Source organism: Amycolatopsis decaplanina DSM 44594 (assembly GCF_000342005.1).
Lineage (GTDB): Bacteria > Actinomycetota > Actinomycetes > Mycobacteriales > Pseudonocardiaceae > Amycolatopsis > Amycolatopsis decaplanina.
The window spans coordinates 451,798-477,250 of the sequence record NZ_AOHO01000048.1; the positions used below are offsets into that span (position 1 = coordinate 451,798).

Consider the following 25,453-nt stretch of genomic DNA (forward strand, 5'->3'; position numbering starts at 1 on the left):
GTCATAGGCATCACGAGTACGCGGCCGGGACTAGGCCAAAACGCTACCCGCGCGCTTACGATTCCCCTGTGACCACGCCTGTTGCACTCGCCCTGGCCGTCGGCGGACTGATCGTCGGTGTGGTTTTCGGCTTCCTGATCGCGAGGGGCCGCGCCCGCCGCGAGGAGCGGCGACCGACCGGGCCCACCGTGGCCGAACTGCTCGAACGCCTCGTGCGGTCCAGCAACAACGGCGTCGTCGTCCTCAACAAGTTCGGCGACATGGTCCTGCACAACCCGCGTGCCTACGAGCTGGGACTGGTGAAGGTCAACCAGGCCGATCCGCGGGCACGCAAGGCCGCCGAGCAGGTGGTCGAGACCGACGAGCCGATGGAGATCGACCTGTCCCCGCTGGAGGCGAGGGGCCGCCAGCCCGAGGCCGTCCTCGGCGAGGTCCGCCCGCTCGGCGACGGGTTCACCGTGGTCGAGGCTGTCGATCACTCCGAGGCGATCCGCCTCGAAGCCGTCCGGCGGGACTTCGTCGCGAACGTCAGTCACGAACTGAAGACGCCGGTGGGCGCGATCGCGCTGCTCACCGAAGCCGTCCTCGACGCCGCGGAAGACACGGAAGAGGTACGCCGTTTCGGCGGCAAGATCCTCCGCGAATCGACGCGGCTCGGCCAGCTCGTCACCGAACTGATCGCGTTGTCGCGGCTGCAGGGCGCCGAGCGGCTGCCCGACCTGAACGTGGTCGAGGTCGACGCCGTGGTCCGCGAGGCGCTCGGCCGGACGACGTTGTCGGCGGAATCCGCCGAGATCACCATCACCACCGACTCCGCCAGCGGACTCCTCATCGAGGGTGACCGCACGCTGATGGTCACCGCGCTGTCGAACCTGCTGGAGAACGCCGTCGCGTACTCGCCGGCCGGCAGCCCGGTGTCGATCAGCAGGCGGCTGGTCGACGGGAAGGTCGAGATCGCGGTGACCGACCGCGGCATCGGCATCGCCGAGGACGAGCAGCAGCGTGTCTTCGAGCGGTTCTACCGCGCGGACAAGGCACGGTCGCGGGCGACCGGCGGCACCGGGCTGGGACTGGCGATCGTCAAGCACGTGGCCGCCAACCACGGCGGTTCGGTCGGCCTGTGGAGCCGTCCCGGCACCGGGTCGACCTTCACCCTGCGCATCCCCGCGCACATCCCCGCCGAACCGGCCGCGCCCGTGAAACAGGCTCCGCCGGCGTCCCGGCCGGAAAAGACCCCCGAGCGGACACCCCGTCTCGTGGCAACAGGGCAAGAAAGCCCCGACCATGGAGGAAACCTGTGACGAGGGTTCTCATCGTCGAGGACGAAGAGTCGTTCGCCGACCCGCTCGCGTTCTTGCTCCGCAAAGAGGGCTTCACCGCCGCCGTCGCCGTGACGGGGCAGCAGGCACTCGAGGAGTTCGACCGCAACGGCGCCGACATCGTCCTGCTCGACCTCATGCTCCCCGGTATGAGCGGCACCGACGTCTGCAAGCAGCTCAGGCAGCGTTCGGCGGTACCGGTGATCATGGTGACCGCGCGCGACAGCGAGATCGACAAGGTCGTCGGGCTGGAACTCGGCGCCGACGACTACGTCACCAAGCCGTACTCGGCCCGTGAGCTCATCGCGCGGGTGCGGGCGGTGCTGCGCCGCGGCGGCGAGCCGGGCTCCGAAGGCGATCTGGCCCCGCTCGTGCTGACCGCCGGGCCGGTGCGCATGGACGTCGAGCGGCACGTGGTGACCGTCGACGGTCAGGAGGTCTCCTTGCCGCTGAAGGAGTTCGATCTGCTCGAGTACCTGCTGCGCAATGTGGGCCGTGTGCTCACCCGCGGTCAGCTGATCGACCGGGTGTGGGGCGCGGACTACGTCGGCGACACCAAGACCCTCGACGTCCACGTCAAGCGCCTGCGGTCGAAGATCGAACCGGACCCGGGTTCGCCCCGGCACCTGGTCACCGTCCGGGGCCTCGGCTACAAGTTCGAGACGTAAATCACCGATGCTCGGCTGACCGAGGGGTCTTCCAAAGGGCGCTCCGCGCCCGACGAAGACTTCACCGTCGAGCGCCCTCTTTGGGCCGAAGGCCCACGGAAACCTGATGAAGGGGCGCCTCCACACCCAGCTTCACCTGGTGTGCGATCCGGCGCCCCTTCGGCAGGTTTTCGTCAGCGCTCGGCCAAGAGACACAGATCACGGTTACGGTTTCGTGACCTGACGTGGGGGCGGGTACCGTAGACGCTCGTGCGCCTAGGGGTACTCGACGTCGGTTCCAATACCGTCCACTTGCTCGTGGTCGACGCCCACCGTGGCGCCCACCCGACCCCGATGCATTCCGAAAAGGCCGTCCTCCGGCTCGCCGAGCAGATCACGCGCACCGGCGACCTGAGCCGTGCGGGCGCGGACAGTCTGGTGCGTGCGGTCGAATCGGCGAAGGCGGCCGCGGCGCGGCTCGGCTGCGAAGAGGTCATGGCGTTCGCCACCTCCGCGGTCCGCGAAGCCAAGAACGCTCCGAAGGTGCTGGCGAAGGTCCAAGAACAGACCGGCGTCGAACTGAAGGTGCTTTCCGGGATCGACGAATCCCGGCTCACCTTCCTCGCCGTCCGCCGCTGGTTCGGCTGGTCGGCGGGAAAGCTGCTCGTGCTCGACATCGGCGGCGGCTCGCTGGAAGTCGCGATGGGCCGCGACGAAGAGCCGGATCTGGCCGAATCGCTGCCCTTGGGCGCGGGCCGGACCACCCGGACGCGGTTCCAGCACGACCCGCCGACCCGGTCGGAGCTCATCGCGACTTCGGCGTGGCTCGAAGAACAACTCACCCCGCTCGCGAAGAAGGTCGCCAAATTGGGTGAACCCGATCGTGTCGTGGCGACGTCGAAGACGTTCCGGTCACTCGCCCGGCTGACCGGAGCGGCGCCGTCGGCCATCGGGCCGCATGTGCGCCGTACCCTGACCGACACCGCGTTGCGCCAGCTCATCGCGTTCATCTCCCGGATGACCGCCCATGACCTGGCACAACTCGAGGGGGTCAGCGCGAGCAGGTCGCATCAGCTGGTGGCAGGCGCGCTCGTCGCACAAGCCACCATGCGGGCGCTTTCCCTGGAAGAACTGGAGATCTGTCCGTGGGCGCTGCGAGAAGGTGTCATCCTTCGACGGCTGGACCATTCGAATGGTGCGGACGAGACTGTGGGCGGCAGCGCCCGACTGGACTTAGTCGACGGAGAACGGGCACGGTGACGAGGTGACGGAAATGCGGATGACGGTGGATAGCGCGCGCGACGCCGCCGATGCCCCGTCGCGTGCCGGTTCACAACGGCTGGAGCGCGCATTGGACAGCACGGTATGACGGACGAGACAGAGAGCGGCCAGCCGCAGAAGACCGTGGCGGAGCTGCTCGCGCAGCATGGAGCCCAGCCCGAAGGCGGGCGCCGCAGGCGACGCCGCGCGGCCGACGACGACGAGGCTCCCGAGCCTGCTCGCGGACGGCGCGCGCCGTCGGTGAGTGACACCGCGCCGCAGGCGATCATCGACAGGGTGTCCGGCGACACCCCGCCGCCGCCCAACCGTCCTCCGCGCCGCTCGCGCCCCCAAGACTCCGGAGCGCGTCCGCTTCCGCCGCCGCAGCAGGACTCCGCGCCGCTGCCGGTGCCGCCGAACGTCGCGTCCACCCCGACCCGGCAGACGCCGCCGGTGCGCCCGCCCCAGGAACAGAGCGGCTATCAGCAGCGTCCGCCGCAGCAGTCGGGTCAGTTCGTGCGGCCCGCTCCGCCGCAGGAGCAGTCCGGTTACCAGCAGCGTCCGCCGCAGCAGTCGGGTCAGTTCGTGCGGCCGGCTCCGCCGCAGGAGCAGTCCGGGTATCAGCAACGTCCGCCGGACTCCGAGGGGCTGCCCCCGCGTGGCCGTCCGCGGCCCGCGGGCCAGGAGGAGACCCGCGGCGCGGTGCCGCCGGTCCGCCGTCGCCCCGAGCCGCCCGCCGGACCTCCGTCGTCGGGACTCTCGGCGAGACTCGACGGCGGCCTCGACGCCCCGGCCGACGACGTGCAGGACCAGCCGGGCCCGATGGCCAGCGGAGCGTTCGCGGCGCCGCCGGCCCAGCCGGCGCGGCGCCGCCGTCCGGCGGCCCGTCCGCCCCAGCCGAAGGCCGAACCGAGCACCGAACAGTTCGCCGCGGTCGGCGACGAAACCGCGTCCGAACCCGAGGCGCCCGCGCCCGTCGAGCCGGCGGCACCGCCCGCAGGCCTCGCGGGATGGCGTAAACGCAGGCAGAAGGTGCAGTCCGAGGACACCGAGATCGGCGGCATCCCGCCGGTGCCGCCCCCGCCCGTGCCCGCGCCCGTCGAACCGGACGCCGACCCCGAACCGGACCCGTTCGACGCGGGCCCCCCGACCATGGGGCACCCGGCGCCGATGCCGTTCGTGCCGCCGCATTCGCTCGACGACCGCGACCGGCAGGACAACCTCGACGAGTACGAGCGCGAGTTCGCCGACCCGGCCTACCCGGACGGCGGTCCGGACTTCGGTCGCGACGACTACGGCTACCGCGCCGACGATTACGAGGACGACTACGAAGACGACCCGGCCGAGGACATCGTCGAGGAGGACGAGCCCCCGGCACCCGCGGAGAAGGCATCGCCGGGGAAGCAGTGGCTGGCGCTGGCCGGTCAGCTCGCCCTCGGCGTCGTCGGCGGCGCCGGGGTCTGGTTGGGCTTCAACTGGCTGTGGGTGAACATCCCCGCCGCCGCGCTGGTCGCCGCGCTGCTGGTGATCGTCGCGCTGGTGTGGATCGTCCGGAAGATCCGCAAGGCGGAAGACCTGCAGACCCTGGTGCTCGCGGTTCTGGTCGGACTGGTGGTGACGGTCTCACCGGCCGCACTCCTGCTGGTCGCGCGCTAGCGGCCTCGGGGCCAGCGCCAAGGTGACCAGGCCGAAGGTGACCACACGGGTCTCCGAAAGCGCGTCAGCGCGACGGAGACTTCACCGTCGCGCCCTCTTTGCCGGAGGCTCGCGATCTCGCTGGCAGGGCGCCCTTAGGCTCTCCGCGTGAGTGCACTCGGGGACTCGCGCCCTGGCAGCGAGATCGCGAAGGGCGCGACAGATATAGCCGTAGGCGTCTCGACGGCGTCCGTCTGGCCGTTGCGGGCGGGTGCGGCGTTCGAGCTGGCCGCCGACCTCGGCTACGACGGTGTCGAGGTGATGGTCTGGGCGGACCCGGTCAGCCAGGACGTCTCCGCGCTGCGCCGCTGGTCGCGCCGCACCGGTGTGCCGGTGCTGTCGATCCACTCGCCCTCGCTGCTGATCACCCAGCGCGTGTGGTCGCCGGATCCCGAGGTGCGCCTGCGGATGTCCGTGGACGCGGCACAGGAACTGGGCGCGCGCACGGTCGTGGTGCATCCGCCGTTCCGCTGGCAGCGCCGCTACGGCGACGCGTTCGGCGACCTCGTCGACGAACTCGAGGAAACCGGCGGTATCGAGATCGCGGTCGAGAACATGTTCAAGGTCCGCCCGCCCGGTGGCTCGCGGACGTCACGCGTGTCGGCCTTCCGGCCTTCGATCGACCCTACGGACGTAGGGTTCCGCCACTACACGCTCGACCTGTCCCATACAGCGGCAGCCGGGATGGACGCCCTCGCGCTCGCCGAACGGATGGGGTCCGGGCTCGCGCACGTCCACCTGGCGGATGGCACGGGCCTCCCGAAGGACGAGCACCTGGTGCCCGGACGCGGGATCGAACCCTGCGCCGAACTGCTCGAAAAGCTCGTGAACAGCGATTTCTCCGGGCAGGTCGTGCTGGAGATCAACACCCGCCGGTCGCCGAGCGCCGCGCAGCGGTCGCGGGACCTCGCGGAGTCACTCTTGTTCGCGAGGCTTCACCTCGGTCAGTGACAAAGATCGTCTCCGGGTGCGGAGATTCATTCCTCCCTGCGCCCAAGGCGCTGGTACACGTAAAGTTCCGACCGTGAACCAGCTGCGCTTGTTGATCTCCCGCACCCCGATGGATCGGCTCGTGGCCTGGGTCAGTGCTCGGTGAGCGCGGCCTACGAATCGAGCACCTCCTTCGACGCGGCGTGCGCGACGAGATCACTGGGTGACGGCACTTTCACGGCCGTACTGCGGACCGAATGGTCGATCGGCGGACATCCTCACGGCGGCTTCCTGATGGCCTTGATGGCACGGGCCGCCTTGGCGTTTCTGCACGAACGCGGCGAGCCGCCGTCCGAGCCGCTCGCGATCAGCGCGGAGTTCCTGCACCCGCCGGCGGTGGGGCCGGTGTTGCTGCGCATGGACGTCCGGAAGGTCGGAAGGCGCGCCTCGGTCGTCGCGGTCCTGCTGGAGCAGCGGGGTCGCAGCTGCGTCGAGGCCAGGGTGACCACCGGGCGGCTGCCGATGCGGCGGCCGGAGTGGACCGACGTCCCGGCCATGCCCGTGGAGCCGCCGCCCGGCGCCGTGCCCGTGACCGGTGAGACCTCCGAAGGCCTGTTCAACCTCGCGAAGGGCTGCGAGGTCCGGCTCGATCCCGCGAGCGTCGGCTACCTGCACGGGCGGATCGGCGACCCGCCGAGGATGCGGCTGTGGGTCCGGCCGCGCCACGGGCTCGCGGACCCGTACTTCGCCCTGCTCGCGAGCGACGTGAACCCGCCGGTGGTCTACAACCTCGGCCGGGTCGGCTGGGCGCCGACCGTGCAGCTGACCGCGTTGCTGCGCACCCGGCCGGCGCCGGGCTGGTTGCGGGTGATCGTCCAGAGTCAGTCGGTGCACGAGTCCTGGTTCGACTCGGACGCCCTCGTGGTCGACTCGCAGGGCAGGCTGGTCTGCCAGGCACGGCAGCTGGCGCTTGCCCCGGCGCCCGGGGGCTGACGGCGGTTTGGCACGCTGAAAGGCATGAGCGTGATCGCGGTTCTGGGTGCGGGCAAGATCGGGGAGGCCCTGCTCTCGGGCCTGCTGCACGGCGGGCACAGCCCCGCCGACCTGCTGTTCACCGAGCGGTATCCGGCACGCGCGGCCGAGCTGACCGAGCGCTACGGCGTGCACGGGGTCACCGTCGCCGACGCCGCGCGCCGGGCCGAGGTGCTGGTCGTCGCGGTCAAACCGCAGGACATCGAACCGGTGCTGGACGAACTCGCGCCGCTGCTCGGCAAGGAATCGCTGGTGGTTTCGCTGTGCGCGGGCCTGCCGACCGCCCTGTACGAGCGCAGGCTGGCCGATGGCGTCCCCGTGGTGCGGGTCATGCCGAACACCCCGATGCTCGTCGGAGAGGCGATGAGCGCGGTCTCGGCGGGCGCGCACGCGACCGCCGAGCACATCGCGGTGGTGAAGGACCTGCTCTCGCACGTCGGGCAGGTCGTCGAGGTGCCCGAGTCGCAGCAGGACGCCGTCACGGCGCTGTCCGGCTCCGGGCCCGCGTACTTCTTCTACCTGGTCGAGGCCATGATCGACGCCGGGATCCTGCTCGGCCTGCCCCGTGCGCTCGCCGGGCAGCTGATCATCCAGTCGGCGGTCGGGGCGGCGAAGATGCTCGCGGAGTCCGACGAACACCCGGTGCTGCTGCGCGAAGCCGTCACCTCGCCCGCCGGGACGACCATCAATGCCATCCGCGAGCTGGAGAAGCACGGCGTCCGCGCGGCGCTGCTGGCCGCCATCGAGGCCGCGAAGGACCGCTCGACCGAACTGGGCCGCGCCCACGACTCCCGCAATTAGTCGCCTACTTGCGCCGGTCGAGGACGCGCGCGAGCAGGGTGCCCCGCAAGTAGGTGACTAATTGCGGGAAGGTCGGACGGGCCCATCTCGGTGACTCGCGTCGCTTTAGCCACACGTGTCCCGCTACTCTCAGGAGAGCACGTGCGTGTCGATACCACAGGTGGGGAAGCCTCGTGGCGCGACACGTGTCGAAGGACACGGTGAATCATGCCGCCGAACAAGAAAGATGACCTGTCCAAGGTCAACACAGTGGGCCAGGTCCAGTTCCTGACGGTCGCCGAGGTGGCCACGCTGATGCGGGTCTCCAAGATGACCGTCTACCGCCTAGTTCACTCGGGCGAGTTGCCCGCGGTGCGCGTCGGGAAGTCGTTCAGAGTGCCCGAAAAGGCCGTGCACGAGTATCTGCAGGGCGCGTACTTCGACGTGGGCTGAGGCTCGCTTCGCGGAGCACAGCGTGCCCGCCCGAGGGCGTCTTCCGGGGCGCGAGTACCCTGGAAGACCGCTCGTGCCTGTGCGCTCCACCCGTTGGACGCTGCGCCGGGCAGCGTGACCGACGACGAAGGAAGGAGCGCTCACGATGGGCTCTGTGATCAAGAAGCGCCGTAAGCGCATGTCGAAGAAGAAGCACCGCAAGTTGCTGCGCCGGACGCGCGTTCAGCGTAGGAAGGCCGGCAAGTAAGACACAGCCGGTGAGTGGCCCGTCCAGTTTCTGGACGGGCCATTCCCATTTCGTGGGCGGTTTCCGCCCATTCGAGTGAGACGTGCATCCCCTCTGCGAGCAGCGGGTTAATAGCATGTAAGCGCTGGCTCGACTACCCCTAATGAGCGGTAACATCTCAAGGGCAGCCGCGCGATGCTTCCAGTGAGTGCGGGTACGCGCACACTTGGTGGACCAATTCGCGCTCAAGGTCATCAGGACCCCGTGATCGAAGTCCGAGAACCGCCCAAAGCCGCAGGGAGTCCTATGCCGTCGAACATCGTGCTCGTGACCGGGGTCGGGGGAGACCTTGGCGGGAAGCTGCTCGCCAGACTCGGCAACAATCCGGAGTTCGAGCGGGTGATCGGCGTGGACACCACGCCCCCGCAGAAGTCGGTGCTGCAGCGGATGGGGCACGCTGAGTACGTCCGCGCCGACATCCGCAACCCGCTGATCGCCAAGGTGATCAGCACGGCCAAGGTCGACACCGTGGTGCACGCCTCGTGCACCGCGCATCCGGCTGGCCCCGCACGCCGAACGGCGATCAAAGAGGTCAACGTCATCGGCACGATGCGGCTGCTGGCGGCCTGCCAGCGCTCGCCGCTCGTGCGCAAGCTCGTGGTGAAGTCGACGGCCGCCGTCTACGGCGCGGGCGCGCGCTCGCAGGCCGTCTTCACCGAGGATTCCGAGCTTATCCCCACCTCGACCAGCGGCTACGCGAAGGACGCCGTCGAGATGGAGGGGTACGTCCGCGGGCTCATGCGCCGTCGTCCCGACATCACGACGACGCTGCTCCGGTTCGCCAACATCATCAGTCCCGAGATCGACACCGTGCTCTCGCGCTACTTCGCGCTGCCGGTGGTCCCGACCGTCTTCGGCTACGACGCGCGGATTCAGCTGCTCCACGCCTCGGATGCGCTGGCCGTGTTCGAGCAAGCGACCTTGAACGACAAACCCGGCGTGTTCAACGTCGGCTCGGAGGGGGTACTCACTCTTTCTCAGGCGATCCGGCGAGCCGGACGAGTCGAACTGCCGATGCCCAGCGCTGTCGTGCCGTCGGTCGGCAAGGTGCTGCGCGGAGCGAGGGTGGTCGACTTCTCCGCCGACCAGGTCCGGCTGCTGAACTTCGGCCGCGTCGTGGACATCACGAAGCTCAAGAAGGACTTCGGCTACACCCCGCGGTGGACGACGCGGGAAGCGTTCGACGACTACATCACCGGCCGCGGGCTCCGGCCCGTGGTGGACGGCGGCAGGCTGGCCGGGTTCGCGGGCAAGGTACTGGTGGCCGCGGCGACCGGACAGGCGGCACACCGGTGAGCAGGCCGCACGAGAACGGACCCGATAACTCTCACGAAGGCGAGGCGGAAGACGTGAGCGGCGCTGAAGCGCAGGTCATCCCGTTGCACGGCCCCGGCAGAGAGAAGCCGGACCCGGCCGTTCAAGCGGATCGGGATCTTCGCGAGTCGGAAGAAGCGCAAGAGCACCTGGAGCAGGAACGCCGGGCGGACGCGCCCGTCGTCGAGTTCCCCAGCGCGGCGCGGGTCTCGCCGGCCAGGACCCGCCCGGCCGACGCGGACCTCCTCCCTGCCTCGCTCAGGACGGCGCTGGGGTTCCTGCGGGACCGGCTGACCGGTGACTACACCGTCGACGAGTTCGGCTTCGACGCCGAGCTCACCGAGACCCTGCTGCTGCCGCCGCTGCGCGCGCTGTACGAGAAGTGGTTCCGGGTCGACACCTTCGGCGTCGAGAACCTGCCCGCCGACGGCGGCGCGCTCCTGGTGTCGAACCACTCCGGCACGTTGCCGCTCGACGCGTTGATGACCGCCGTCGCCGTGCACGACCACGCCCCCGGCGGCAGGCATCTGCGCGGCCTCGGCGCGGATCTGGTGTTCCAGGTGCCGCTGGTCGGCTCCTTCGCCCGCAAGTCCGGGCAGACGCTCGCCTGCAACGCCGACGCGGAACGCCTGCTGCGCAAGGGAGAACTCGTCGGTGTCTGGCCGGAAGGGTTCAAGGGCATCGGGAAACCGTTCTCGTCGCGGTACAAACTGCAGCGGTTCGGCCGCGGTGGTTTCGTTTCCGCCGCACTGCGGACCGGGGTGCCCATCATTCCCGTGTCGGTCATCGGCGCCGAAGAGATCTATCCGAAGATCGGGGACATCAAGCTGCTCGCGCGGGTGCTGAACTTGCCGTACTTCCCGGTGACGCCGTTCTTCCCGCTGCTCGGCCCGCTCGGCGCGATCCCGCTGCCGACGAAGTGGAGCATCGAGTTCGGCGAGCCCATCCGCACGGACACCTACGACGCGGACGCCGTGGACGACCCGATGCTGGTGTTCACGCTGACCGACCAGGTGCGGGAGTCGATCCAGCAGTCGCTGTACAAACGCCTTTCGCAGCGGAAGAGCGTCTTCAAGGGCTGACGCGATCGCCTACGCAATTAGTCACCTACTTGCGCCGGTCGATGTCGCGCGCGAGCAGACGCCCACGCAAGTAGGTGACTAATTGCGTAGGGGTGTGTCAGCGCTTCCGGTAGGCCATGCCGGCCGCGACGGCACCGGCCACCGCGCCGACGCCGAGCACCGAAGGCACGCCGATCTTCGCGGCCTTGCGTCCGGTCCGGAAGTCACGGATCTCCCAGCCACGTGCCCGCGCGACGTCGCGAAGACCGCCATCGGGGTTCACCGCGACCGCGGTCCCGACGACCGACAGCATCGGGACGTCGTTCTGCGAGTCCGAATACGCCGTGCAGCGCTTGAGATTCAGCCCTTCGCGTGACGCCAGTGCCCGGACGGCGTGGGCTTTCGCGCGGCCGTGCAGCAGGTCGCCGACGAGACGGCCGGTGTAGACGCCGTCCTTGGTCTCCGCGACGGTGCCCAGCGCGCCGGTGAGGCCGAGGCGCCGCGAGATGATGGCCGCGAGTTCGATCGGGGTCGCGGTGACGAGCCAGACGCGCTGTCCGGCGTCGAGGTGCATCTGCGCGAGCGCCCGGGTGCCGGACCAGATCTTGTCCGCCATCAGCTCGTCGTAGATCTCTTCGCTGATGTCGGTCAGTTCCCGCACGGTGCGGCCGGCCACAAAGGACAGTGCGCGCTCGCGGTGGGTTTTGATGTCCTCTTTGTTCTCCCGGCCGCCGAGCCGGAATTTCACCTGCTGCCAGACGAACCCGGCCAGATCGGCGGACGTGAAGAACTTGCGCGCGGCCAGTCCTCGGGCGAAGTAGAAGATCGACGCGCCCATCATCATGGTGTTGTCGACGTCGAAGAACGCGGCCGCCGTGAGGTCCGGCGGAGCGGGCGGCGCGGGCGGTTCGAGGGCTTCGGCGGACGCGGTCGCCATGGCGGCCTCGGCCGACGCCTCGCCCGCGAGCGCGGCGAGCCGTTCGAGCTCTTGACTCTTATCCTTGCCCCGCCAAACTGACACGCACACCGCCTCCGGAATCCCAGGTGCCTGTGCACAGCGTAGCGAGCGGCCGACCACGCTGTCCCGGGTGTGGTGCCTCCCTCATCGACAGTGAGTCAGCCGATGGTTATCGGCGGTAACCCCGGAATGAGCGGCGGAATCGAAATCAGCGGCGGCGGTGGCGTGGTGGTCGTCGGCAGGGGAAGCGTCTTCGTCGTCGGGCCGGGCGTGGCCACCACGGGCGGCGGCGTGCCTCCCGTCGGCGGCGCGAGCGGTCCGGTCGGGGCCGCGGTGTCCACGCCGGACGACGGCGGCACCGAAGTCGGTGCCGGCGACCCGGTGGGCGCCGACGACGGTGGGGGAGCGGTCACCGGCGGCAGGACGGCTTCGGGCGAGTCGGGGTTGCGGACGCAGTCACCGGCGGCCGGGACCGCGCCCAGTTCGTCGGAAGAGCCCGTGGTGATCGTGTAGCAGACCAGGCGCGAGCCGAGATCCGTCGTGCGCGCCTGGACCTTGTCGAGCAGGACACGGGCCGCGGCGAACTTGTCGCGTGCCTCGGCGGGGGCGTGGCCGACCTGAAGGCCGAGCCGGTCGGACTGCTGCCGCGCCCAGGAGCGGAGGTCGGCCAGCCGGGTCTGGCCGCCCTGATCGGTGACGAGCGCGGTCAGCTGGGAGACACCGGCGCGCAGATCGGTCTCGAAATCGGTGAGGCCGGTGAAGTACGCGTCGGTGGGCGCGCCCTGCCTCGTCAGTTCGCCGAGTTCGCCGACGCGGTTCGCGGCGAACTCCAGATGCTTCTTCGCCTTGTCCTGCTGGTCGAAGGTGAGCCCGAGCGAGGCCGATTCACCCGCCCGTTTGATGCCGTAAAGCGGATCGCCCGGCAGTGCGTCCTTGGACAGCAGCAGGGTGATGCCGCCCATTGCCAGCACGAGCGCGACGGCGGCCGCGGCGAGGTTGGCGACGGCGTGGCCACGACGCTTCGGCGCGGCTTCGGCTTCGGCGAGGCGCCCGGCGATCTCGTCGCGGATCCGTTGCCGTGTCTCCGCGTCGGGAGCGCCGCCGGCACCCAGTTCGCGCAAGCCGCCGACGAGCGCGAGTTCGTGCGCGAACTCGTCGCCGTCCGGGGACTCGGTGCCGTCGACAAGGTCGGCGAAGCGGTCACCGTCCGCCCGCTCCCGCGCGAACCATCCCGGCACGCCCACGGCGAAGTCTCCATCTGATCAGCCCGGTCCTGACCACCGGTCTGGCAGTGAAAACGAGCGGAGACGCCCATGGGTTACGGCAAGGCCCGGTGCGGGACGAATATGGAACTTTAACGCAGTCCCGTGGGCAGAAGTTGTGCCAAACGGCGTACCGCGCGGTGCTGAAGGGCCTTGATGGCGCCCTCGTTGCGCTTCATGATCGCCGCGGTCTCGGCGACCGAAAGCCCCTGCATGAACCGCAGCACGATGCACTCGCGCTGATCCTCGCCGAGTTCGGCGACACAACGCAGCAGTTCGGCGCGGGTGGCGCGGCTGATGGCCTGCTGTTCGGGCCCCGCGACCGCCTGCACGCCGACGTTCCCGATCGGTGCCCCGTTGGGCTCGGCGACCTCGTCGGTGACGACCTCGAGGCGGAACCGGCTCGACTTCACGTGGTCGAGGATGATGTTGCGCGCGATGGTGACGAACCAGGCACCGACGTCACGCCCCTGGTAGCTCACCGACGTGATGCGGCGCAGCGCGCGGAGGAAGGTCTCGCTGGTGACGTCCTCGGCGAGGTCCCGGTCGCCGAGGCGGAACAGGACGTAGCGGTAGACGACGTCGACGTAGCGGTCGTAGAGCCGGCCGAAAGCGGAGGTGTCGCCACCCTGCGCGGCGCTGACCAGCTCCCACGCTTCGGCCTTCGCGGCTTCGGCGGCGGCGTCGGTCGCTTCCTCGGCCTTGGGCCGGGACGACGGCGCCGCGGGGAAACCGCTCCGGCGGAGGATGTGGCCCGCCAGCATGGAGACGGGATTCGGCGCGGGAAGGGTCACGGTGCACCTCCCGTTCCGGACAGGGAGGACCGGCCCGCATGTCCCACCGCCGCGTGGGCCTGCAAGATCTGCACGTCCGGACTCCCTTTCTCACCATCGAGTGATCAACACCACTCGACGACGCCCAGCAGCATACGTGTAGTTACCGCGAAGTAGGTAGCGGTGCGGGGGTTACGGAACTGCGACGAAAGCGAGTGACACCCATGACGGTGGCCGAGATGACAAACTGGCAACGCCGTTCACTCCAGGGAAGAGGTTCGCAGTTGAGCGCGGAGCAGGTTGCCGAAGGAAGCGTGCCCACTTTGCTCGCCGAGGCCGCCCGCCAGTGGCCCGGCAAGGCGGCCGTCCAGGAGACAGGTGGAGGGCTCGCGCTGACTTGGGCGGAACTCGACAACGCCGCCCACGCGCTGGCCCACGCCCTGCTCGACGCGGGAATCGAAAGCGGCGACAGGGTGGCGTTGCGGCTGCCGACGTCGGCCGCGTTCGCCGTCTCGCTGTTCGGGGCGCTCCGGGCCGGCGCGGTGGTCGTCCCGATTTCGCCGCAGGCTCCGGTGGCGGAGCTGAGCGGGCTGCTGGAGCACAGCGGCGCACGGCTCCTCCTCGAACGCGAAGCCACCGAGCAACTCCCCGATGGAGTGACAAGCCTCTCACCACGCCTTACTTCGGATGGAGCAGTCGAACCGGTCGAGGCGGCCGGGGCCGGTGAGGACATAGCGGTCATCTCGTACACCTCCGGCACGACCGGCCCGCCGCGCGGCGTGATGCTGTCGCACCGGGCACTGCTGGCGAACCTCGACCAGCTGAGCCGGATCGTCCCGGCACCGCTCGTGCACGGCGACCGCGTGCTCATCACCATCCCGTTGTTCCACGTCTACGGCCTGGGCCCCGGCCTGCTGCACACCACGGCGGTCGGCGCGACGGCGATCTTGTCCGAACGTTTCCTCGCCGAGCGGACACTGGCCGACTGCGCCGAATACCGGGTGACGTCGATCGCCGGCGTACCCGCGATGTACGCCGAATTCGCCGCGATGGACCCCGAGGAACTCGGGCAGGGCCTTTCCACCGTCCGGCGGATGACGTCGGGCGCGGCGCCGCTGCACCCCAAGATCCTCACCGCGCTGCGCGGCGCCACCGGACTGGACGTCTACGAGGGCTACGGCCTCACCGAATGCGCGCCCGTGGTCACCACGACCCTGGTCACCGGCTACCCGAAGCCGGGCTCGGTCGGGCGGCCCCTGCCCGGTGTCGAACTCCGGCTGGTCGACAGCGACGGCGACGCGGAGCCCGTCCCGTTGGACCCGGACGACCTAGGCGACGCCTTCGACGAGGACGGCGGCACCGGTCTGGTGTCGATCCGCGGCGCGAATCTGTTCTCCGGTTACTGGCCCGACGGCTCGCACGGCCCCGACGAGGACGGCTGGTTCCGGACCGGCGACGTCGGCTACCTCGACACCGACGGCGACCTGCACCTGGTGGACCGGGCCAACGACCTGATCATCGTCAACGGTTTCAACGTCTTCCCGCACGAGGTCGAGAACGTGATCTCGATGCTGGAGGAGGTCGCCGAGGCGGGCGTCGTCGGCGTCGTGGACGAGCGGACCGGCGAAGCGGTGAAGGCCGTCGTCGTCCCCGCGCCCGGTGCTTCGCTCTCGGAACAGCAGGTCGTCGAGCACTGCGCCGAGCATCTGGCGGGGTACAAGGTGCCGCACACCGTCGAGTTCGCGGAGTCCCTGCCGCATTCGGCCACCGGGAAGCTCCGGCGTTTGCGCCTCAGGTGAAGATGGGGCCATGGCGCATCACGTGACCGTCATGACCCGCACGGGCTGTCATCTGTGCGAGGTCGCGGAACAGGACATCGAGCGGATCTGCGGCGAACTGGGCGTCGCCTGGTCGGCGCGGGACGTCGACAGCGACCCCGAATGGCGGGCCGAATACGGCGACCGCGTGCCGGTGATCCTCATCGACGACGCCGAGCACGGCTACTGGCGAGTCGAAGAGGACAGGCTCCGGAAGGCGCTGGCGTAACACACTCGTAAGGGGCGATCAGCCGACCTTCTGGCCATTCCGCTCCGAAGATGGAGTCGTGGACGACGAACGCAGGCTCACCTTCTCGCAAGCCGCACTGACCGGGCTCCTGTCACTGGCGGCCGCCCTCGGCGTGGGACACCTCGTCGCGGGCTTCGTCGGGTACACGGCTTCGCCGTTCGTCGCCGTCGCGAACTTCGTCATCGACCACAGCCCGCACGCGGTCGTCGCCTGGGCCGAACAGACGCTGGGGACCTGGGACAAGGTCGTCCTCAAGATCGGCCTGGCCGTGGTGCTCGTGCTGATCGCATTGCTCGCCGGGCAGCTCTCGCGCCGCAAGCCGTTGCCGGGGCAGGTGATCGTCGGCGTCCTCGGCGCGGCGGGCGTCGCCGCCGTGTTCGTGCGCACCGACCTCGGGCAGATCGCGCTGCTGGCGCCGGTGATCGCCACCGTCGCCGCGCTCGTCGTGTTCACCCGGCTGCACTCGTTCTTCCGCCCGAAGGTGTTCTTCGACGACCGTGAAGGCGAGGGCCCGGACCGGCGGAAGGTGCTGATCACCGGAGCTTCCGTCGCGGCGGGCGCCGGTGTCGCCGCGCTGACCGGCCAGATCGTCGGGACCAGGAAGAACGCGGAGGAGTCGCGTGCCGCCGTCGGCAGGCTCGTCGCGGCGAGGACCGCGCCGACGATCCCGCCCGACGCGGACTTCGTGAAGCTCGGCACCCCGCCGTATCTCACTCCTTCGAAGGACTTCTATCGGATCGACACGGCTCTGGTGGTTCCGCAGGTCCGCACCGAGGACTGGAGCCTGCAGATCCGGGGGATGGTCGATCGGGAAGTCACCTACACGTATGAAGACCTCCGCTCGCGGCCGCTGATCGAACGCGACGTCACCCTGTGCTGCGTCTCCAACGAGGTCGGCGGCCCGTACATCTCCAACGCGCGCTGGCTCGGCATCGACCTGCGCGACCTGCTGAACGAAGCGGGCGTGAAACCCGGCGCCGAGCAGATGTTCGCGACCAGTGTCGATGGCTGGACCTGCGGAACGCCGGTCGAAGCCGCCCTGGATCCGCGGCGCGGCGCGATGCTCGCGCTCGGCATGGACGGCGAACCACTCCCGATCGAGCACGGCTTCCCCGCGCGGATCGTGATCCCCGGCCTCTACGGCTACGTGTCCGCCACGAAATGGGTGACCGAGCTGGAGATCACCACCTGGGAGGAGCGCCGGGCGTACTGGCTCGACCGAGGTTGGGCCAGGGAAGCGCCGGTGAAGACGCAGTCGCGTATCGACGCGCCCGGTTCGGCGGTGAACGCGGGCAAGGTCGTGGTGTCCGGGACCGCGTGGGCGCAGCACACCGGCGTCGCGAAGGTCGAGGTCCGGGTCGATCAGGGGCCGTGGCAGGAGGCCGTCCTGTCGGCGGAGACGTCGAAGGACACCTGGCGGATGTGGTGGACCGAGGTCCAGGTCGGCCCTGGTCAGCACGAGATCGCCGTCCGGGCCACCGACCAATCGGGCTACACGCAGACCGAGGAGCGCGTCGGAACGGTCCCGGATGGAGCCACCGGACTGCACACGGTGTCGGTCAACGCTCGGTAGACACGAGATCCGCTTCTGATCACGCGAGTGCGGTGCCCGATCACGCGAGTTCGCCCGGCGAGAGACTGACCACAGCGTTCACCTGTGACTTTGTGCCTGCGTTCACAAGTGGCTACCGTAGGTACGTCGCCTCCGAAAAGCGCCCGGCATCGAACCGGACTCAGCGCCGCGGGTCAAGAGCCGATTTTCCCGGTTCGGGCGACTCATGTCGTCAGCAGGACCAGAGGAGCGGACAAGCGTGGTGTCGCAACGAGGCCGGCGCACCCGGGTGACACCGGACGCCGACAACGCGCCCACCGCGGAGATGCCCGCCGTCGAGGCCACCGCCGAACCGGAAGCGGTCCGCGCGAAGTCGATCCCCGAGGCCGCTGTCGCCCGCCTCGCCGTCTACCTCCGTGTCCTCTCCGGACTGGCCGAGCAGGGCGCGACGACGATCTCCAGCGAGGAACTCTCGCAGGCCGCGGGTGTCAACTCCGCGAAACTGCGCAAGGACCTGTCCTACCTCGGCTCCTACGGCACCCGCGGCGTCGGCTACGACGTCCAGGTCCTGGTCAGCCAGATCGAGCGGATCCTCGGCCTGACCCGCAAGCACAAGGTCGCCGTGGTCGGTATCGGTAACCTCGGGCACGCGCTGGCCAACTACGGCGGGTTCCCCGGCCGCGGGTTCCCGGTCGAGGCGCTGTTCGACCTCGACCCGGATCTGGTCGGCGTCCCGGTCGGCGGCCTCCCGGTCTCGCATCTCGACGAGATCCCCAAAGTCTGCGCCGAACGGCAGATCTCCATCGGCGTCATCGCCACTCCGCCCACCGCCGCGCAGTCGGTCTGCGACCGGCTTGTCGCAGGTGGCGTGCAGTGCATCCTGAATTTCGCCCCGGTGGTGCTGCAGGTTCCGGCACATATCGAGGTGCGCAAGGTCGATCTCGCGGTCGAACTGCAGATCCTGTCGTTCCACGTCGCTCGCCGCGCCGATCTGGCCGCTAACGGCAACGGCGGAGGAGACAGTGGCCCCGGGAGCCCCGAGAATGGCAGCGTGAACGGCCACGGCAACGGAATGGTGGTGCGCTGAAATGAGCGTGTTGGCGGTCGGGCTCTCACATCGCAGTGCCGAGCTGAACACCCTGGAGCGCGTCGCGGTCCCCGCGACCGACGTGACCAAGGTGCTCCACGAGCTGCAGCAGGCCGAGCACGTCAGCGAGGCGATCCTCGTCTCGACCTGCAACCGCATCGAGGTCTACGCCGTCGTCGAGACCTTCCACGGCGGTCTGAACGACGTCTCCGACGTGCTCGCCCGCCAGGCCGGGATGCAGCCCGCGGCCCTCTACGACTCGCTGTACGTGCACTACGCGGGCGCCGCGATCGAGCATCTGTTCTCGGTCACCTCCGGGCTGGACTCGATGGTCGTCGGCGAGACGCAGATCCTCGGCCAGATCCGGTCCTCGTACGCCACCGCGCGTGAGGCGGGCACCGTCGGCCGCACGCTGCACGAGCTGATCCAGACCACGCTGCGTGTCGGCAAGCGCGTCCACACCGAGACCGGATTGGACCAGCTCGGCGCGTCGGTGGTCTCCGAGGCGCTGGCCGCGGCCGGGGACATCACGGGCAAGCACGCGCTGATCGTGGGCGCCGGTTCGATGGGCGCGCTGACCGCGTCCCAGCTGCGCAAGTCCGGGATCGGCGAGATCACCATCGCCAACCGCACCGAAGCCAGGGCCGCCCGCCTCGCCGCCGCGAGCGTCGAGCAGGGAGTGCCCGCGAAGGCCGTCCAGATGAGCGGGATCGCGGACGCGGTCGCCGAGGCGGACGTCGTCGTCTGCTGCACCGGCGCGCAGGCCGCGGTCTTCACCGCCGAACACGTCCCGGCCCGCGCCGGGCGCCCGCTGGTCGTCTGCGACCTCGGCCTCCCGCGTGACGTCGGCCACGACGTCACCGAGCTGGCCGACGTCACCGTCGTCGACCTCGAGACCATCCAGCGCCGCATGCGTGAAGCGGGCACGCCGACCACCGAACGGCAGACCGCGAAGGCCACCGGCATCGTGCTCGACGAGGTGCGCGAATACCTCGCCGGTCAGCGCAGCGCCGAGGTCACCCCGACGGTGACGGCGCTGCGGCGCCGGGCGGCCGAGGTGGTCGACGCCGAACTGCTGCGGCTGGACAACCGCCTGCCGGACCTCGAAGCCGGGGTCCGCGAGGAGGTCGGTCGCACGGTCCGTCGTGTGGTCGACAAGCTGCTGCACGCGCCGACGGTGCGGGTCAAGCAGCTGGCCGCCGAGACGGCCGACACCGATTACGCCAACGCGCTGCGCGAGCTGTTCTGCCTCGACCCGCAGGCGCCCGCCGCGGTGGCGAGTCCCACCGCGCCAAAGGGTGGCGGTAGTGATCGCGGCCCGATCCCGCCCTCGGGAAACGACCCGGCGCGCGCGTTTCGGCCGGAGGCTCCGCTATCGCGACGGCAGGGCACCGAGTAATGACAAGCGAGTTTCCAGAGCAGGAGCGCCCTGGCGGCGCGATCGCGGTCGCGCGCAGCACCGCGAAAAAGGACGAGTGATCATCAGTGAGCAGAGTCATCCGCATCGGGACGCGCGGCAGCAAACTCGCCCTCGCGCAGACCGGCACCATCGCCGACGCCCTGCGCGCCACCGGGGCCGAGGTCGAACTCGTCACCGTGACGACCCCGGGCGACAAATCGTCCGCGCCGATCCCGACGATCGGGGTCGGCGTCTTCACTTCCGCGCTGCGCGAAGCCTTGCTGCGCGAGGAAGTCGACGTCATCGTGCACTCGTACAAGGACCTGCCGACGAAGCCGGAGCCGGGCATCACGCTCGCCGCCGTGCCGCGCCGTGAGGACCCTCGCGACGCGCTGATCGCCCGTGACGGGCTGACGCTGGGCGAGCTCCCGCCGGGTTCGACCGTCGGCACCGGCTCGCCGCGGCGGACCGCGCAACTGCGCGCGCTCGGTCTCGGTTTGGAAATCGTGCCGATCCGAGGCAATATCGACACCCGCATGCGCAAGGTGAGCGACGGAGAGCTGGACGCCGTCATCCTGGCGCGTGCCGGACTGGCCAGGATCGGCCGGGCGGAGGAGATCACCGAGACCCTCGACCCGATCCAGATGCTGCCCGCGCCCGCGCAGGGTGCGCTGGCGGTGGAGTGCCGGACCGGTGACGTGGACATCGAGCACCTGCTCAGGTCCACAGTGGACGATGAGGGCACCCGTGCCGTGGCGACCGCCGAGCGGGCGTTGCTCGCGGCGCTGGAAGCCGGGTGCAGCGCGCCGGTCGGAGCGCTGGCGGAGATCGTCGAGGACCTGGACGCCGAAGGGCGGGTCGTCGAGCGGATCTCGTTGCGGGGCACCGCCGCCGTCGAAGGGGACGGCGACGCGGTCGACATGGTGCGCGCTTCCGCGCTCGCCGACTTCCGCGATGCCGATCAGCTCGGCCGGACACTGGCCGCCGAGCTGCTCGACCTGGGGGCCGGTGCGCTGTCCGGCCCCGCCCAGTGAGTCAGAACGTTGAAGGTAGGGCCGCGCTCGACTGCGGCCGCTCAAGAGGAGAACGCACAGATGACCCCCGCGCGTAAGACCACCGGGCGTATCGCCTTCGTGGGCTCGGGCCCCGGTGACGCCGGTCTGCTGACCGTCCGCGCTCAGGAGCTGCTCGCCAAGGCCGAGGTCGTGGTGACCGACCCGGACGTCCCTTCGGGCGTCTTGGCCTTCGCCGCCGAGGGCGCCGAAGTGCGCCCCGCCGTCGGCGAGGCCACCGAGGTCGCCAAGGACCTGGTGAACGAGGCCAAGGCCGGACGGCTGGTGCTCCGGCTGATCGCCGGTGACCCGCTGACCCAGCCCGCCGTCGTCGCCGAGGTGCAGGCCGTGTCCCGGACCAGCGCCGTATTCGACATCATCCCGGGCGTCTCGCCCGGCGCGGCCGTTCCGGCGTACGCCGGTGTCGCGCTCGGTGGCACGCACACCGAGGTCGACGTCCGCGGCGACGTCGAATGGGCCGCGCTGGCCGCCACCCCGGGCCCGATCGTGCTGCACGCGACGTCGGCGCACCTGGCCGAGGCCGCGTCCGCGCTGACCGAGCACGGGCTGGCGCCGACCACCCCGGTCGCGGTGACCTCGAACGGCACCATCAACACCCAGCGCACCCTGGACACCACGCTGGCCACCGTCGCGAACGAGGCGGGCGAACTCGTCGGCCCGCTCATCGTGACCATCGGCCAGGCCGTCGGCCAGCGCTCGAAGCTGTCGTGGTGGGAGTCGCGCGCGCTGTACGGCTGGAAGGTCCTGGTGCCGCGCACCAAGGAGCAGGCCGGCGAGATGGCGGAGCGGCTTCGCGGCCACGGCGCCACCTCGCACGAGGTCCCGACCATCTCGGTCGAGCCGCCGCGCAGCCCCGCGCAGATGGAACGTTCGGTCAAGGGTCTCGTCGACGGCCGCTACCAGTGGATCGTCTTCACCTCGACCAACGCCGTCCGCGCGGTGTGGGAGAAGTTCGAGGAGTTCGGCCTCGACGCCCGCGCCTTCTCGGGCGTGAAGATCGCCTGCGTCGGCGAATCGACCGCCGCGAAGGTGCGCTCCTTCGGCATCATCCCCGAGCTGATCCCGGAAGGTGAGCAGTCCTCGGAGGGCCTCCTCGCCGAGTTCCCGCCGTACGACGACGTCCTCGACCCGGTCGACCGTGTGCTGCTGCCGCGGGCGGACATCGCCACCGAGACCCTTTCGGCCGGCCTGCGCGAACGCGGCTGGGAGATCGACGACGTGACCGCGTACCGCACCGTCCGGGCCGCGCCGCCGCCCGCCGAGACCCGCGAGATGATCAAGACCGGCGGTTTCGACGCGGTCTGCTTCACCTCGTCCTCGACCGTGCGGAACCTCGTCGGCATCGCCGGCAAGCCGCACACCCGCACCCTGGTCGCGTGCATCGGCCCGAAGACCGCGGAGACCGCCGTGGAGTTCGGGCTGCGGGTCGACGTCCAGCCCGAGAAGGCCGACGTCCCGCACCTGGTCGACGCGCTCGCCGAGCACGCCGCCCGGCTTCGCGCCGAAGGTGCGCTTCCGCCGCCTCGCAAGGCGAAGCGGGCACGCCGCTCCTGACGATCGCCGATGAAGCCCCCTTCCCACGTTTCGTGTGGGAAGGGGGCTTTTTCGGTCCTCGGTGAAACTTCGCCGTGTGCGTAGCAGCGGGCCATAGCCTCGGTGATTCCGACAATCACCGGGGAGTGATCATGAAATCTCTCGCTCGTGCCGCTACCGCCGTGGGTGTGCTGGCGCTCGGTTTCGCCGGGTTCGCGGCCACCGCCTCCGCCGCGCCGGCCACGTCGTTCGAAGTCTGCAGTCCGCTCGGGTGCGCGGCGCAAAGCGTCCGGGGCCTCGTCGATCGGGGACAGCTGGTGGTCACGGTGTCCGACAGTTCCCCCGTCTCGGCTCTCACCGCGCGGTTCGCCGTGTCCCCGCAGGGCGGGATGACCCAGGTGATCGTCGACGACGGGGTGAGGCGGGCGTCGATCAGGTTGCCGAACGGTTCGGCCCAGCTGATCGTGACGGCCTGCGGGGGCGGGGGCTGCAACAGCAAGTCCATCCCGCTGTAAGGCCTCGTGAGTGGTAAGGACGGTTCTAACCGTCCTTACCACTCACGAGCGTTTCAGCTGAAGAACTTCACGACCTCCGTGTACGCCAGGTACGCGAACATCGCCAGGCAGATGCCCAGCAGCCCGTTCGACAGCCACCGCGAACGCCCCTCCCGTGGCACCCGGGACGTGTTCAGCAGTACCAGCAAGGTCGCCGCCAGGAACGGCATGAACAACGCGCCCAGCACGCCGTAGACGACGGTGAGCTGGAAGGGCTGGTCCAGGAACAGCAACGCCATCGGCGGGAAGGTCAGCCACAGCACGTATCCCCGGTACGCGACACTGCGTTCTCCGGCCTTCTTTTCATACATCTCAACGCTTTCCGTGGTGTTCGTGGGCAGCCGCAGAATGCGCCACCAGTCCGCGAAGAGCAGGCTCACGCCGTGCCAGACGCCGATCACCGACGTGAACGAAACGGCGAAGAAGCCGATGAGGAACGGGATACGCGCCCATTGCCCGTAGTCCGCGGCGAGGGTGTCGCCGAGGAACAGCAGGCCCTTGTCACCTGAGATGATCTTCTGACCCAGCAGCAGTTCCGCGCCGACGATCAGCATCGCGATCACGAAGATCCCGGTCATGACGTACCCGACGGCGTTGTCGGCGCGCATCATCGGGAGCCACTTCGCCGAGCGCCAGCCCTTCGCGAGCGTCCAGTAGCCGTAGGCCGCCATGGTGATCGTGCCGCCGACGCCGCCGACCAGGCCGAGGACGTAGACGAGCGAGCCGTCGGGCAGGGTCGGGACGGCGCCCTTGAACAGTTCGGCGAAGTTCGGCACGACGAGGATCGCGGTGCCGACCACGGTCACGAACATGATGCCGACCAGGACGGTCATCACTTTCTCGATGATCGCGTAGCGCCCGAACCACACCAGCGCGAAGCCGAGCAGGCCGCAGATCATCGCCCAGTACCGCACCGAGAGCGCGGGGAAGAGCGCGTTGAGCGGCAGGCCCGACGCCGACATCGCGGTCGCGCCGTAGACGAAGCCCCAGATCACCGCGTAGATCCCGAAGTAGATCAGTGCCCAGATCCCCAGCGACCGCCAGCCCGACAGGATGGTGCGGCCCGACGTCAAATGCCAGCGGCCGACCGCTTCGGCCAGCGCGAGTTTGAAGATCGTGCCGACGAGCACCGCCCACAGCAGCGTGTACCCGAAGCGCGATCCGGCCACCATCGTCGCGACGAGGTCGCCCGCGCCGACCCCGGTCGCCGCGGCCATGATCCCCGGCCCGACCTGGCGCAGCCGTGCGCGCCAGCCGACGGGGGGTTCTTCCAGTTGGTCGGTCACCGTTGAACTCGACATGAAGGGGAAGGTAACCCACGTCACAACGCCGAAAATCGGACAAAGGTGACTCTTTACCCTTTCTTAGGGAAGATCCGCCCGACCGGCCCAACGAGCCGTTCACCTTCCCTCGAGCGATCGGGAGTACCGTCGTAAGGGTGTTTCCCGAACATCGCCCCCGCAGGCTCCGTACCACTCCGGCCATGCGCAGGCTGGTCGGTGAGACGACGCTGCGCCCGCGCCAGCTGATCCTCCCGATGTTCGTGGCCGAGGGCGCCGACGTGCCCCGCCCGATCTCCAGCATGCCCGGGGTCTTCCAGCACACCCGTGACACGCTGCGCAAAGCCGCCGTCGAGGCGGTCAACGCCGGTGTCGGCGGTCTGATGCTGTTCGGTATCCCGAAGACGCGGGACGCCGAAGGCTCCGGTGCGATCGACCCGGACGGCATCCTCAACGTCGCCCTGCGCGACTTGAGGGCCGAACTCGGCGACGCGACGGTCCTGATGGCGGACACGTGCCTCGACGAGTTCACCGACCACGGCCACTGCGGCGTCCTCGACGCCGACGGCGGTGTCGACAACGACGCGACCCTGCGCGTGTACGCGGAAATGGGCCTGGCGCAGGCGGAAGCGGGTGCGCATCTGCTCGGTCCGAGCGGCATGATGGATGGTCAGGTCGGTGTCATCCGCGGCGCGCTGGACCGTGCCGGGTACACCGAAACCGGGATCCTCGCTTATTCGGCGAAGTTCGCCAGCTCGTTCTACGGCCCCTTCCGCGAGGCTGTCGATTCGCAGCTGAAGGGGGACCGGAAGACGTATCAGCAGGACCCGGGCAACGTACGCGAGGCGTTGCGCGAGATCGAGCTGGACATCGCCGAGGGTGCCGACCTGATCATGGTCAAACCCGCGCTGTCCTATCTGGACGTCATCAAGGCCGCCGCCGAGACGTCGCCGGTTCCCGTGGCGGCGTACAACATCTCGGGCGAGTACGCGATGGTCGAGGCGGCCGCGGCGAACGGCTGGCTCGACCGCGAGCGCACCATTCTCGAGGTGCTGACGTCGATCCGCCGCGCCGGCGCGGACATGATCCTCACCTACTGGGCCGCCGAAGCCGCTGTTTGGCTGGACTAGGCTGCCTC

Annotated in this window: 24 protein-coding genes; 20 read left to right on the plus strand and 4 right to left on the minus strand. The window is 69.7% G+C overall.

Translation table 11 applies throughout. The annotated features are described in order from the left end of the window. The first annotated feature begins 68 nt into the window (after positions 1 to 68). From H074_RS14815 to H074_RS14860, 11 genes are all read left to right on the plus strand, one after another. Complete coding sequence (locus H074_RS14815) at positions 69 to 1,301, plus strand: sensor histidine kinase (RefSeq protein ID WP_007030860.1); 1,233 nt, start codon at positions 69 to 71, stop codon at positions 1,299 to 1,301. After that, a complete protein-coding gene (locus H074_RS14820; protein WP_005167072.1) occupies positions 1,298 to 1,987 on the plus strand; it encodes a response regulator transcription factor in 690 nt (229 codons plus the stop codon). The genes H074_RS14815 and H074_RS14820 overlap by 4 nt, the downstream gene beginning before the upstream one ends. A gap of 249 nt (positions 1,988 to 2,236) precedes the next feature. After that, positions 2,237 to 3,226, plus strand: a complete 990-nt coding sequence (locus H074_RS14825) for a Ppx/GppA family phosphatase (protein ID WP_039922417.1) — start codon at positions 2,237 to 2,239, stop codon at positions 3,224 to 3,226. 105 nt (positions 3,227 to 3,331) lie between these two features. Next, a complete protein-coding gene (locus H074_RS14830) occupies positions 3,332 to 4,882 on the plus strand; it encodes a hypothetical protein (protein WP_007030862.1) in 1,551 nt (516 codons plus the stop codon). 204 nt (positions 4,883 to 5,086) lie between these two features. Further along, positions 5,087 to 5,872, plus strand: coding sequence for a sugar phosphate isomerase/epimerase family protein (locus H074_RS14835; RefSeq protein ID WP_085940947.1), 786 nt, complete (start codon positions 5,087 to 5,089; stop codon positions 5,870 to 5,872). Positions 5,873 to 6,013: 141 nt separating this feature from the next. Then, a complete protein-coding gene (locus H074_RS14840; protein WP_007030864.1) occupies positions 6,014 to 6,844 on the plus strand; it encodes a thioesterase family protein in 831 nt (276 codons plus the stop codon). Between the two features lie 24 nt (positions 6,845 to 6,868). After that, the gene (gene proC / locus H074_RS14845) at positions 6,869 to 7,684 is read left to right on the plus strand and encodes a pyrroline-5-carboxylate reductase (RefSeq protein WP_007030865.1); all 816 of its coding nucleotides are present in this window, start codon (positions 6,869 to 6,871) and stop codon (positions 7,682 to 7,684) included. 207 nt (positions 7,685 to 7,891) lie between these two features. Beyond that, positions 7,892 to 8,116 carry a helix-turn-helix domain-containing protein gene (locus tag H074_RS14850; protein ID WP_007030866.1) on the plus strand — a complete coding sequence of 75 codons (225 nt, stop codon included), beginning with the start codon at positions 7,892 to 7,894 and terminating at the stop codon, positions 8,114 to 8,116. Between the two features lie 145 nt (positions 8,117 to 8,261). After that, positions 8,262 to 8,363: a 30S ribosomal protein bS22 gene (locus H074_RS39280; protein ID WP_007030867.1), complete on the plus strand. Its 102-nt coding sequence runs from the start codon at positions 8,262 to 8,264 to the stop codon at positions 8,361 to 8,363. Positions 8,364 to 8,648: 285 nt separating this feature from the next. After that, positions 8,649 to 9,698 carry an NAD-dependent epimerase/dehydratase family protein gene (locus H074_RS14855; protein WP_007030868.1) on the plus strand — a complete coding sequence of 350 codons (1,050 nt, stop codon included), beginning with the start codon at positions 8,649 to 8,651 and terminating at the stop codon, positions 9,696 to 9,698. Then, positions 9,695 to 10,798 (plus strand): lysophospholipid acyltransferase family protein, encoded by a 1,104-nt coding sequence (locus tag H074_RS14860; protein WP_007030869.1) that lies wholly within the window; start codon positions 9,695 to 9,697, stop codon positions 10,796 to 10,798. The genes H074_RS14855 and H074_RS14860 overlap by 4 nt, the downstream gene beginning before the upstream one ends. Positions 10,799 to 10,895: 97 nt before the next feature. Here H074_RS14860 and H074_RS14865 read toward each other — a convergent pair whose 3' ends face one another. From H074_RS14865 to H074_RS14875, 3 genes are all read right to left on the minus strand, one after another. Beyond that, complete coding sequence (locus H074_RS14865) at positions 10,896 to 11,798, minus strand: HAD family hydrolase (RefSeq protein ID WP_007030870.1); 903 nt, start codon at positions 11,796 to 11,798, stop codon at positions 10,896 to 10,898. Positions 11,799 to 11,893: 95 nt separating this feature from the next. Further along, positions 11,894 to 12,979: a DUF5667 domain-containing protein gene (locus H074_RS14870; RefSeq protein WP_007030871.1), complete on the minus strand. Its 1,086-nt coding sequence runs from the start codon at positions 12,977 to 12,979 to the stop codon at positions 11,894 to 11,896. A 110-nt stretch (positions 12,980 to 13,089) separates the two neighbouring features. Continuing rightward, positions 13,090 to 13,791: a sigma-70 family RNA polymerase sigma factor gene (locus H074_RS14875; RefSeq protein WP_007030872.1), complete on the minus strand. Its 702-nt coding sequence runs from the start codon at positions 13,789 to 13,791 to the stop codon at positions 13,090 to 13,092. 293 nt (positions 13,792 to 14,084) lie between these two features. Between H074_RS14875 and H074_RS14880 the strand changes: the two genes are divergently transcribed. From H074_RS14880 to H074_RS14915, 8 genes are all read left to right on the plus strand, one after another. Next, complete coding sequence (locus H074_RS14880; RefSeq protein WP_085940949.1) at positions 14,085 to 15,569, plus strand: AMP-binding protein; 1,485 nt, start codon at positions 14,085 to 14,087, stop codon at positions 15,567 to 15,569. Positions 15,570 to 15,579: 10 nt separating this feature from the next. Next, positions 15,580 to 15,816 (plus strand): glutaredoxin family protein, encoded by a 237-nt coding sequence (locus tag H074_RS14885; protein ID WP_007030874.1) that lies wholly within the window; start codon positions 15,580 to 15,582, stop codon positions 15,814 to 15,816. Between the two features lie 58 nt (positions 15,817 to 15,874). Further along, positions 15,875 to 17,410 carry a molybdopterin-dependent oxidoreductase gene (locus H074_RS14890; RefSeq protein WP_007030875.1) on the plus strand — a complete coding sequence of 512 codons (1,536 nt, stop codon included), beginning with the start codon at positions 15,875 to 15,877 and terminating at the stop codon, positions 17,408 to 17,410. A gap of 238 nt (positions 17,411 to 17,648) precedes the next feature. Beyond that, complete coding sequence (locus H074_RS14895) at positions 17,649 to 18,476, plus strand: redox-sensing transcriptional repressor Rex (protein WP_039922421.1); 828 nt, start codon at positions 17,649 to 17,651, stop codon at positions 18,474 to 18,476. Between the two features lies 1 nt (position 18,477). Then, on the plus strand, positions 18,478 to 19,875 hold the full coding sequence (locus tag H074_RS14900) for a glutamyl-tRNA reductase (protein WP_007030877.1): 1,398 nt from the start codon (positions 18,478 to 18,480) through the stop codon (positions 19,873 to 19,875). Positions 19,876 to 19,961: 86 nt separating this feature from the next. Next, complete coding sequence (hemC, locus tag H074_RS14905; protein WP_007030878.1) at positions 19,962 to 20,909, plus strand: hydroxymethylbilane synthase; 948 nt, start codon at positions 19,962 to 19,964, stop codon at positions 20,907 to 20,909. Between the two features lie 60 nt (positions 20,910 to 20,969). Beyond that, positions 20,970 to 22,502 (plus strand): bifunctional uroporphyrinogen-III C-methyltransferase/uroporphyrinogen-III synthase, encoded by a 1,533-nt coding sequence (locus H074_RS14910; RefSeq protein WP_007030879.1) that lies wholly within the window; start codon positions 20,970 to 20,972, stop codon positions 22,500 to 22,502. A 131-nt stretch (positions 22,503 to 22,633) separates the two neighbouring features. Beyond that, on the plus strand, positions 22,634 to 22,996 hold the full coding sequence (locus H074_RS14915; RefSeq protein WP_039922570.1) for a hypothetical protein: 363 nt from the start codon (positions 22,634 to 22,636) through the stop codon (positions 22,994 to 22,996). A gap of 53 nt (positions 22,997 to 23,049) precedes the next feature. Here the strand turns inward: H074_RS14915 and H074_RS14920 are convergent, their stop codons facing one another. Beyond that, positions 23,050 to 24,336, minus strand: a complete 1,287-nt coding sequence (locus H074_RS14920; RefSeq protein ID WP_039922423.1) for an Nramp family divalent metal transporter — start codon at positions 24,334 to 24,336, stop codon at positions 23,050 to 23,052. A 137-nt stretch (positions 24,337 to 24,473) separates the two neighbouring features. Here H074_RS14920 and hemB point away from each other — a divergent pair, with 137 nt between their 5' ends. Further along, the gene (gene hemB / locus H074_RS14925) at positions 24,474 to 25,445 is read left to right on the plus strand and encodes a porphobilinogen synthase (RefSeq protein ID WP_007030882.1); all 972 of its coding nucleotides are present in this window, start codon (positions 24,474 to 24,476) and stop codon (positions 25,443 to 25,445) included. The last annotated feature ends 8 nt before the right edge of the window (positions 25,446 to 25,453 follow it).